Genomic DNA, 10080 nt, shown 5'->3' on the forward strand with positions numbered 1-10080 from the left:
CGCTTGAAAGTTACCTTCTTACCCCTTCAACGAACCGATCATGACGCCCTTCACGAAATAGCGCTGCACGAACGGATATACGCAAAGAATCGGAACGGTGGCGACCATGATCGTCGCGTATTTAATCGTTTCCCCGATCTGGAAACGATCCCCCGCATCGGCTCCGGCGGACATGCCGTCCGTGGCGTTCGCGATCAGGATTTCCCTGAGCACGAGTTGCAGCGGAAACAGCTCCCTGCTCTGGATGAACACCGAGGCGTAAAACCACCCGTTCCATTTGTCTACCGCGTAATATAAAATCATGACGGCTATTACCGGCATGGAGAGCGGGATGACGATACGAAACAGAATCGTAAAATGGTTCGCTCCGTCTATCTTCGCGGACTCCTCGAGACTATCGGGAACGCCCATGAAAGCCGTTCGCATAATGATGAGGTTAAAGGTTCCGACCGCGAACGGAATGATGGTCGACCATAACGAATCTAGCAGGCCGACACCCTTCACGACCAGATAAAGAGGAATTAACCCCCCGCCGAAAAACATCGTGAACACGATGAAGATCATAAAGGCATTGTTCCACAGCACGTTTTTCCTGGAAAGCACGTAAGCGCCAAGCGCCGTCATCGTCAGATTAACGGCCAATCCGGCCACGACTATGAATAACGTATTGCGGTATCCGTTCAGAATGCCGGGGTTCCGCATGACACTCTTGTAAGCTTCGAGACTGAAGCCGAGAGGTTTCCATAGAATGCCTTTGTTGACGATTAACTGATTGGCTTCGCTGAAAGACGCGAACAGCACGTATAGCAACGGATACAAGGTCGCGGCTATAAGAACGATTAACACCGAATACACTCCGATATCGAATACTCGTTCTCCGAATCCTATTTTATTCCTCACCGATCTCACCTCACCATAAACTGCTGTTGTTTATTCTCCGGCTAATATAGTTGGCCATTACCAGTAAAAATAGATTAATGACGGAGTTGAATAGACCTACCGCCGAGCTGTAGCTCCAGCCGAACTCCAGAAGCCCCTTCCGATAGACGAAGGAAGAGATTACGTCCGCGGTCTCGTAAGTCGCCGGGTTGTACAGCAGAATGATCTTCTCGAAGCCTACGTTCAGGAGATTGCCCATTCGCAGTATAAGCATGATCGCGATCGTAGGCATAATACCCGGTATCGTAATGTAAAAGAGCTGCTTCAGCCGGCTCGCGCCGTCTATCCTCGACGCCTCGTATTGCTCCATATCGACGCTCATCAACGCCGCGATATAGATGATGGACTCCCACCCGATGCGTTGCCAAATTTCCGATAAAATATAGATCGGACGGAACAGATGCGCTTTCTGCAGCATCGCCTGTCCGTCGTAACCTAGCGACACGAACAATCGATTAATGATTCCGTCCGCGTTCGTAAAGTCGGTAACGATACCGCAAATGACGACTAGCGATATGAAGTAAGGCATATAAGTGATCGTCTGCGCCGCGCGCTTGAAAGCCTTGTTGCGAACCTCATTGATAAGCAGAGCCAATATAATGGGTGCGGGAAATTCGAATATGAGCGAATAAAAGCTAATGACGATCGTATTTTTCAAGATGCGCCAGAAGTAGTAGCTGTTAAAAAAATCGTAAAAATGCTTGAGGCCGACCCAGTCGCTGCCCCATATCCCCTTCATGGGGGAGTAATCCTTGAAGGCGATCAGCGCCCCGTACATCGGAGCGTAATGAAATACGGCATAGTAAGCGATAACCGGAATCATCATGACGTACAAATATTTGTTCATCGCGAAATCGCGTACGAATCTGTTCATGCGACGTCTCTCACCTCAGTTCGAATAAAGGAGGGCGGAAGCTCGCTCGCCCTCCTTCGTCTCATTTCCTACCTAGCGTTATAACGTTGCAACGCGGCGCTCTGGATTTCGATTGCCCGATCCAGCTTCAACGATTTCATTTTGTCCACGTAGCTTTCGAATTTGTCTATCGGCTCCGAACCCAAGATGATCTTCAGCGTCATCTCGTCGACCAGCGTGTTGATATCGTTCATGATCGTGGCATACTCCGAGCTTTCTTCCGGAGTCGGCGTCAGAGGAGGCAACGCGTACTTGGCGACGTCCGTATTCTGCCAGATGCCGATGGCATCCCGCTGCGTCTGCAAGGCGAAAAATTGCTCGGCGTAACGCTTGTCTTGAATGAACGGACCGTTGTAGCTGCCGCGTACGTACAGCGACATCGCTTGCGCCGGAGCCAGCTTATCCGGATTCTTCATCAGCAGATCGGTATATTTCGGATATCCGTCCACCATGTTGTAGCTGACGCCTTCCGTTCCGAAATTGAAGAACATTCTGCCTTCCTCGCTATAGCCGTAGTCCAGCAGCTTGACCGCAAGCTCCGGATCCTTCGCCGAAGCCGTAACGGCGACGATTCCGCCGGAGGAATACGCGTTATCCTTCTGGCCGAACTTAGGCGTATCCCCCTTGTTTAACACCGGATAAGGAGCCGCGACTAATACGGCTTTCGGGTCGTTGCTTGCGACGAGAGGCTGCCACTTTCCAATGCCTCCGCCGGCGTTGCCGATCGATGCGCCGGTTGCTCCGGAAGCCATGTTGCCGTCCACCGCTTTGCCGTCCGCGGTCGCGATGTTTTTATCTATCAATCCCTCTTTGTACCACGACTGGAACAAGCGCAAGTATTCCTTGAAGCCGCTCTCGGAAGGGCCGAACTTAATGGCTCCGTCCTCCGTATAGAAGCCTCGGTTAACGCCGAATGCACCCATGAAGGCTCCGTTGCCGGAGTCGTTGAAGAATCGAGGCTTGCTATTGACCGAGAAGGGAGCGGCCGCTCCTTTCTTCTCTTTGAACGCCCGCAGCATAGCCGTCCAATCTTCAATCGTCTCGGGGACGGGCAAGCCTAGATCGTCCAGCCAATCCTTGCGGACGATCGGCCCTTGGAACACGCGTAAGTATTCGTCGTAACGAATGAACGGGAAGGCGTAGTAGCTGCCGTTGTCCGTTTTGACCATCTTGTCTATGTCCGGATTTTCCTGCAGGAACTTCTTCAAATTAGGCGCGTGCTGGTCGATCAAGTCGTTCAGCTTCAGGATATAGCCGTCTCCGATCGCCTTCTCGGGTCCGCCCGGGAAATCGTTAAGGAAATTGTACTCGATCATGTCCGGCAGGTTACCGGAAGCCAGCATGACGTTCAGCGCTTCCTTCGTCTGACCGGCGGGCGGCGCCGTGAATTTAAGCTTCACGCCCGTCTTTTTCTGCCAATCCTGAAAGAACGGCACCTCGGCGTGAGTTGCTTTTACGCCTACCAGATTCCCCGTGATTTCTCCCCAATAAACGAGAGTTTTGTCCGTCTTGATCGGGTATGCGGTTGCCTCCGTTCCTTCTTCAGCTTCCGTCGAAGTTGCCGGACTACTTGCGCTGCCCGTATTCTCTGCCGCGGATTCGTTATCCCCTTTCGAAGAACAAGCGATTAACAATGTGCCCAGCATCATGACGATCAAAGTACCCGTTATCAATCTCTTCATCCATCCAACCTCCGCCATTTGAATATGAGATGCATCTCTCCCACAGACTAACGGAAACTTCTTGAACGGCGATATGAGCAAAATCGATAAACGGATGACGAAATGCTGCCGGCGAGATGACGATTTCTCCAAAACGATTCGCAAAATCGGAAATCGGGCGTAGCAAAAAAGCGCAAGCTCGAAAGCCTGCGCCTTATTCGGTTTCGGTTATTTCCTGATCTACGATTCTATTAGTCTTCATTCCATAAAGAAACATTGACGTTTGCTTGCTTTCGTCTGAGAGAAAGCCATTCTTCGAACAGGATTCCTTCGATTCTCGCTCGAGTCGCTTCATTTAGTTCGGCAGGATACACTTCTTCTATCTTGACCACGTAAAATTTCTTGTCAATCTCGAAAGGTCCGGCGATCGTTCCCGGAATCACTCCGAAAGCATGCGCGGCAATCGCTTGGGGAAGTTGCGTCCTTTCGATCCTCCCGACGAACCCTCCGGCAAGCCGGGTGGATTCGTCGATGGAGTACTGACGCGCAAGCGAGAAGAACTCTGCACCCTCCATCGTCCTGAATCTAAGCTCGCGCGCAAGCACCCTGTCGTTTACGACGATTTGCGAGAATGCCACCGCGTCGAATAGGGATCGCCGATCCGCGAAATATGGCTCTACCTTGCCGGAAACCACGTGTTTCCGAACTCGATCGTTCAATATTTTCCTTCGGGCAAAATCAACCAAATCGGATGTAGACAGCAAACGTTCCGCCAGCCATTTTTCCGTATCCAAGCTTTGATACATCCCTTTTTCCATCTTCCAGTCCGTGACGGCCGCCCGGATTTCCTCCTGACTTGCCGTAATGCTATGCTCGTCCGCATAAGTAGCAATGAGCGAAATCGTAATATAATCGTCAATCAAGTCAAACTTGCCTTGCAGATTGGCAAATCGCAGAACAGTTCCCAGAGAATAATTTTCCCCTTCGATTTGAAGCGCAATAACTTGATCAATCTTCATGATGTCAGACCCCTCTACTCGGTAATTTCTATAGACATGAATGGATTGTATAGAGAGTTTACCAGAACGCAATGAAAGAATAATGAAAAATTTCGCTAAAAAAAGCAAAAAACCACGTAGCCTCGAGCTTTACGCGGTTTTTGTACGAAAATATTTTATTTTTCGGAATTTTCTCATTCATATCGTTTCTTCTTCCGTCTCAGCCCTGGTATCCGGCAGCCTAGGAAAGAGACCCTCCTCGACTGCCGCTTTTTATTATCAATCTACGTTAGCAAGCTTCCCTAATCCTTTGAATGCCTCGAATATTTTAGTATCGATTCTAGGAACCGGATTTTTTCCATAATTGATTTTGTACGTATCGATTCCACTTCTTTTAAGCCACAAAGAAGAGATAATTGGAATATCGACACGATAAGATTGAGAAGAATAAGTAGCCCAAAAACTCCCTAGATATATTCTTTCATTACCCGCGACCACAACGAAAGGTTTACCATTTGAAGATATCTTTCCTTCCAACCTTTCCTCTAAACTAATGCCTTCCTTCATCATAAATTCATGATTCGTCCAATTGTATGATTTCATTTCCTTGTCGTTAAGCACTGGTATAGTTTCTAAGGGAAGATCATTAAGCTTTTTACTCATAGCTTCGGCTGCAGAAAGGTCTTTAACCAAATAAATTGAGAATTTATTTGCAACGCTCTCCTTTTTACCGATATTACAGCCAACAATTAGGAATAGCATTACATTCAGAATTACAAATAATTTTATTTTGTTGGATGATATCATAAGAATCCCTCTCTTTAATTTAGACGCTCATGATAGTTTAGACGTTAGATATTTATAAAGGTTTTATTTTATGGAATTTCATCCAGTATTAACATTACCGTTACGAAGTTCCCCCGCTTTAAAAGAAAAAGACACCTCTTTGTATTAAGGGGTGTCAACTCGGTATACCTGTGGTAAGGAGGTGTAGACCCACGCGAAGCCGCACTATAGTCGGGTTTTCCGACCATAACAAACGCCAATCCTAAACGAAGCCCCGCCATGGTCGGGTTTTCCGACCATAACAAACCCAACCCCATGCGATGCCGCACTATAGTCGGGTTTTCCGACCATAAAAAGCCCAATCCCACGCGAAGCCCCGCCATGGTCGGGTTTTCCGACCATAACAAACCCAACCCCACGCGATGCCGCGCCATAGTCGGATTTTCCGACCATCACAAACGCAAACCCTCGCGATGCCCCGCCATGGTCGGGTTTTCCGACCATCACAAACGCAAACCCTCGCGATGCCGCGCCATAGTCGGATTTTCCGACCAGAACAAACCCAAATCGGGGATAGTCTATCCTACTTGTTCAACGCTTTGCGTAACGGATTTTTTGGCAATGATTCTTGCGGGAATGCCTACTGCGACGGTATTCGGAGGCACGTCTTGAAGAACGACTGCGTTCGCTCCAATAATGGCGTTATCACCGACAACAATGCCTCCAATTAGTTTAGCACCTGCGCTAATGGTCACCCCATTACCTACAATTGGATTCGAATGATTGTGATCTGACCCATCACCGTCACGTTCACCAAGTGTAACTTGCTGAAGAAGAGTGCAATTTTCTCCTATAACCGAAAGTCCTCCAACCACTATTCCATTAGAGTGTCGAATTATAAGACCTTTACCGATAACGCAGCCTAAACAAAAATCAGCGCCTGTTAACGAAATGTTTAGCATTCTTATTAGTTTTGCCGGTAGATATAATTTGCGATTGTACAGCTTTGATTGTAACCTCAACAACGCGATTGATAGAACGCCCGAATCAGTAACGATATGTTTCAAAATGGTTAGTGTTCTTGGACGACGACCAATCAGCCTCTTGACGTCATCACGCAACAAATCCTTCACCTCTTCGTAGTGTGATACATGGACACTCTTTGTGTTTCATATCGTATCATACTATAAGATCCTTTTATACCATTTTTAAACATTTCAGAGTCCCACTCTCTAAGTTGCTAAGTTTACATTTATGGCATTACAGCTATAGGCGCTTTGGGTCAATAAAAGATTCTGAAAAAAAAAGAGATGGCTACCAAATGGCAACCATCTCTTCTATCTATATTCCAACAACAATTATGCAGACAGAAATTAACGCAGGGTTTTCAACGCGCCGCTCCATGCCAACACTTGATCAAGCATTCCGTTAACGTTCGTAAGGTGGTAATCCGCAGGTTTCAGCACGGAACCGTTCTCGAAATCGGTGTATAAGGATAAAGCTACTTGCACGCGAACGTCCGCAACGGACAATTCTCCCAAGATACCTCTTAGATGTTCAGCGGCGCGAGCTCCGCCAACAGATCCGTAACTTACGATACCAGCCGCTTTATTGTACCAAGCGTCCCGTGCATAATCCAATGCATTCTTCAAGGCTCCAGAAATGCTATGATTGTATTCTTGAGCGATGAATACGAAACCGTCCAAGCTTGCGAGCTTAGTATTCCAAGCCGTCGCTTGTTCCGTTGCATCGGCTTCGCCTAGAAGGGGAAGTTTATAATCTGCAATATCAACGATCTCATAGTTCGCATCTCCGCGTTTGTCGGCAAGGCCTTTCAGCCAATTTCCTACTTGCGGACTTAAGCGACCTTGACGAGTGCTTCCTAGAATAATACCGATATTAAGCTTTGACATTTGATATTCCTCCTTAAAATTTATATATGTTTTGCCTTCAACTTAAAAGACAGACCATTCATTTTTATTATAGAAGTTACCCTATCAATAGTCAAGTTAACAGCTACTATAGACGAAATTACAGCTGGTAGTGCGATCACAAACTATTAAATCTGATATAGTAATCATAATAGAATACTGATTCCTAAACGCAAATCCACAATTGAGAAGGAAGTGCTAATAATGAATTTAGAACTGGTAATGCAGGAGCTTGAAGCTCTCGGAAAGCAACGAACCAAGAAAATTTACGAATCCAATGGCGCTCTCGAACCGCTTTTTGGAGTAGCTACAGGCGAAATGAAGCCCATCTTCAAAAAAACAAAAATAAATCAAGCTTTGGCCGAACAGCTTTACGCAACAGGGAACTACGATGCCATGTATTTTGCCGGAATAATCGCAGATCCCAAAGCGATGACTGAAGCGGATTTCGAACGTTGGATCGATGCCGCTTATTTCTATATGCTGTCCGATTTTGTAGTAGCGGTAACTTTGGCGGAAACGGACATTGCGCAAAATGTGGCCGATAAATGGATTGCAAGCGGCGATGAGCTAAGAATGTCGGCTGGCTGGAGCTGTTACTGTTGGCTAATGGGAAATCGTCCGGATGGTGAATTTGCCGTAAGCAAGATTGCCGATTTGCTTGAACTTGCGAAAAATACGATTCACGAATCTCCCGAACGCGCTAAATTCGCTATGAATAATTTTATATTCACGGTGGCGACATCCTATTTGCCGCTCCATGATGAGGCAGTCGAAACCGCTAAAGCAGTCGGCCCAGTAGAAGTCATACGTGACAAGAAAAAAAGCAGCTTCCTGCTCGCTTCCGAACGTATTCAAAAGGAAGTAGAAAAGGGGAGAATTGGATTCAAACGCAAACATGTAAGATGTTAGACTGTATCAAACTTAGTTAAAACCTCGCCTATATTACTCCACTCATATGTAAGCATCATCAAATCAGCGCCTGCGATTTTTATCTTCTCTGATTTGATTAAACTAGCACCGTAATATTCATAAAAAAAGCGGGTTTTATTATTTTCCAATACCTCGACGAAAATTCTAGTAAAGTCGAGTTCTTCAAATTGGAGAAAAAGTTGTTTCAGCAGTTGCTTTCCAATGCCTCTTCCTTGATATTCTTCAAGCAAGTAAATGGAAGTTATATCGCCGGAATTATCGGCATTATTGCTCTCCCTTTTTCCGCAATCCGCAAATCCTACGATTTCCCCCGCATTGTTTAATGCAACATATACATGGGTTCCTTCTTTAGAGATATTACGATTCCACAAGTCAGTTCGTTCGGCATAGGACAGCTTCCTTAAAAATTCATCGGGAATAATGTTTTTATAAGTTGATCTCCAACTATCGACGTGTACCTTCGCTATTCCCCTTGCGTCCATTAAATTAGCTTTTCTTATGCACATTGAATCCGCCTCCCTGCATTAACAAGATCATATTTTAAACATCTATTACAAAATAATCCATCTACTTATATTCAATACCCAAATTCTTAATCCTGCCCTGCAGAATTGGACTATTAATAAATTAGGAAATTGGCACTTTTCAAGTGTCAGTCTTCCTTGTATCTTAATTAACTATGATCATTAAAAATGGACTACAAAAGGGGACAAGCCTATGAAGGTTGAACCGATTATTTTGCAAGGAGTACGAGTAACCCTCGTTCCCATGGAAGCTTCTCATATAGCTGCGCTTTACGATGCGTTGAACGATCCGGAAATATGGACGTTTTCCCCTCCCGGTATGCGAAATGTAGCTGATATGAAAACTTATGTGGAGACAGCTTTGGAGGAACGAGCTAGAGGAGTCTGCATGCCCTTCGTCATTTATGACATGGAGGCAGATCGTCTAGTGGGTACAACCAGGTTTGCTGACATTTCCGCCCCCCATCGACATCTGGAAATTGGTTGGACGGCTCTTGCCCGAGAAGTATGGAGAACTCGAGTCAATACCGAGTGCAAATATTTGCTATTGAAACATTGCTTCGAGACATTGGGTACGGTTCGCGTGCAGCTTAAGGCCGATTCCCGAAACACCCGATCATTAAGGGCGATGGAGCGTATTGGGGCTACTCCGGAAGGAATCCACCGCAGCAATCGGATTTTAGGCGATGGCTACATCAGAGACACTGCCTACTATAGCTTCATAGCTTCAGAATGGGCGAACGTAAAAAAAAATCTGGAAAGCATGCTTGGCGGTCAGACAACCATAGGAACAAAATAAAGCCCGCGGTTTCCGCGGACTTCATTCGGACATGATGTCCTTCTTTACACTTTCTTCTTATACACCCTCATTGCGAAGAAATAGGCTACTAGCAAAATCCCGACGCACCACGCAAGAGCGACCCAAATCTCATTGCCTACCGGCTGACCTGACAGCAGCGCACGGATGGCGTTCACGATTGATGTCACCGGCTGGTTTTCGGCGAAGGCGCGAACGACCTTCGGCATCGACTCGGTCGGCACGAACGCCGAGCTGATAAACGGTAGGAAGATAAGCGGATAGGAAAACGCGCTTGCACCTTCTACCGTTTTCGCGGATAGTCCGGCAATCGCCGCGACCCAAGTTAAGGCCAGCGTGAACAACGCGAGTATGCCGGCTACTGCAAGCCATGGCAGTATTCCCGCGGAAGAACGAAAACCCATAACTAGCGCTACAAGAATGATGACGATTACCGATATGGCGTTGGACACAAGAGAGGTCAGCACATGCCCCCAAAGCAAAGCGGAACGTGAAATCGGCATGGTGTGAAACCGCTCGAATATGCCCCTCTGCTTATCCATAAACAGGCGATAAGCCGTATAGGCTATTCCGCTTGC

The 10080-nt window shown here is 46.8% G+C and carries 11 protein-coding genes; 2 read left to right on the forward strand and 9 right to left on the reverse strand.

All coding sequences use genetic code 11. From position 1 onward, the window contains the following. Positions 1–18 precede the first annotated feature (18 nt). The 7 genes from DFP95_RS21870 to DFP95_RS21905 form a co-directional block, all read right to left on the reverse strand. A complete protein-coding gene (locus tag DFP95_RS21870; RefSeq protein ID WP_115994825.1) occupies positions 19–900 on the reverse strand; it encodes a carbohydrate ABC transporter permease in 882 nt (293 codons plus the stop codon). Between the two features lie 10 nt (positions 901–910). Further along, positions 911–1813, reverse strand: coding sequence for an ABC transporter permease (locus DFP95_RS21875; protein WP_115994826.1), 903 nt, complete (start codon positions 1811–1813; stop codon positions 911–913). Positions 1814–1881: 68 nt separating this feature from the next. Beyond that, the gene (locus tag DFP95_RS21880) at positions 1882–3534 is read right to left on the reverse strand and encodes an extracellular solute-binding protein (RefSeq protein ID WP_115994827.1); all 1653 of its coding nucleotides are present in this window, start codon (positions 3532–3534) and stop codon (positions 1882–1884) included. 230 nt (positions 3535–3764) lie between these two features. Further along, a complete protein-coding gene (locus DFP95_RS21885) occupies positions 3765–4532 on the reverse strand; it encodes a peptidylprolyl isomerase (protein ID WP_115994828.1) in 768 nt (255 codons plus the stop codon). Between the two features lie 258 nt (positions 4533–4790). After that, positions 4791–5318: a hypothetical protein gene (locus DFP95_RS21890; protein ID WP_115994829.1), complete on the reverse strand. Its 528-nt coding sequence runs from the start codon at positions 5316–5318 to the stop codon at positions 4791–4793. Positions 5319–5875: 557 nt separating this feature from the next. Next, a complete protein-coding gene (gene epsC, locus DFP95_RS21900) occupies positions 5876–6421 on the reverse strand; it encodes a serine O-acetyltransferase EpsC (protein ID WP_115994831.1) in 546 nt (181 codons plus the stop codon). 249 nt (positions 6422–6670) lie between these two features. Next, complete coding sequence (locus DFP95_RS21905) at positions 6671–7210, reverse strand: NADPH-dependent FMN reductase (RefSeq protein WP_115994832.1); 540 nt, start codon at positions 7208–7210, stop codon at positions 6671–6673. 222 nt (positions 7211–7432) lie between these two features. On the opposite strand from DFP95_RS21905, the gene DFP95_RS21910 reads away from it, so the two are divergent. Continuing rightward, positions 7433–8140 carry a DNA alkylation repair protein gene (locus DFP95_RS21910; RefSeq protein WP_115994833.1) on the forward strand — a complete coding sequence of 236 codons (708 nt, stop codon included), beginning with the start codon at positions 7433–7435 and terminating at the stop codon, positions 8138–8140. Here DFP95_RS21910 and DFP95_RS21915 read toward each other — a convergent pair. Then, complete coding sequence (locus DFP95_RS21915) at positions 8137–8667, reverse strand: GNAT family N-acetyltransferase (RefSeq protein WP_115994834.1); 531 nt, start codon at positions 8665–8667, stop codon at positions 8137–8139. The genes DFP95_RS21910 and DFP95_RS21915 overlap by 4 nt on opposite strands. A gap of 211 nt (positions 8668–8878) precedes the next feature. Here DFP95_RS21915 and DFP95_RS21920 point away from each other — a divergent pair, with 211 nt between their 5' ends. After that, positions 8879–9484, forward strand: a complete 606-nt coding sequence (locus DFP95_RS21920) for a GNAT family N-acetyltransferase (RefSeq protein WP_115994835.1) — start codon at positions 8879–8881, stop codon at positions 9482–9484. 44 nt (positions 9485–9528) lie between these two features. On the opposite strand, the gene DFP95_RS21925 is transcribed toward DFP95_RS21920, so the two are convergent. After that, positions 9529–10080: ABC transporter permease (locus tag DFP95_RS21925; protein ID WP_147304205.1), on the reverse strand; the 552-nt coding region annotated here is incomplete at its 5' end.

It is taken from the genome of Cohnella lupini (assembly GCF_003386205.1).
GTDB classification, from domain to species: domain Bacteria; phylum Bacillota; class Bacilli; order Paenibacillales; family Paenibacillaceae; genus Cohnella; species Cohnella lupini.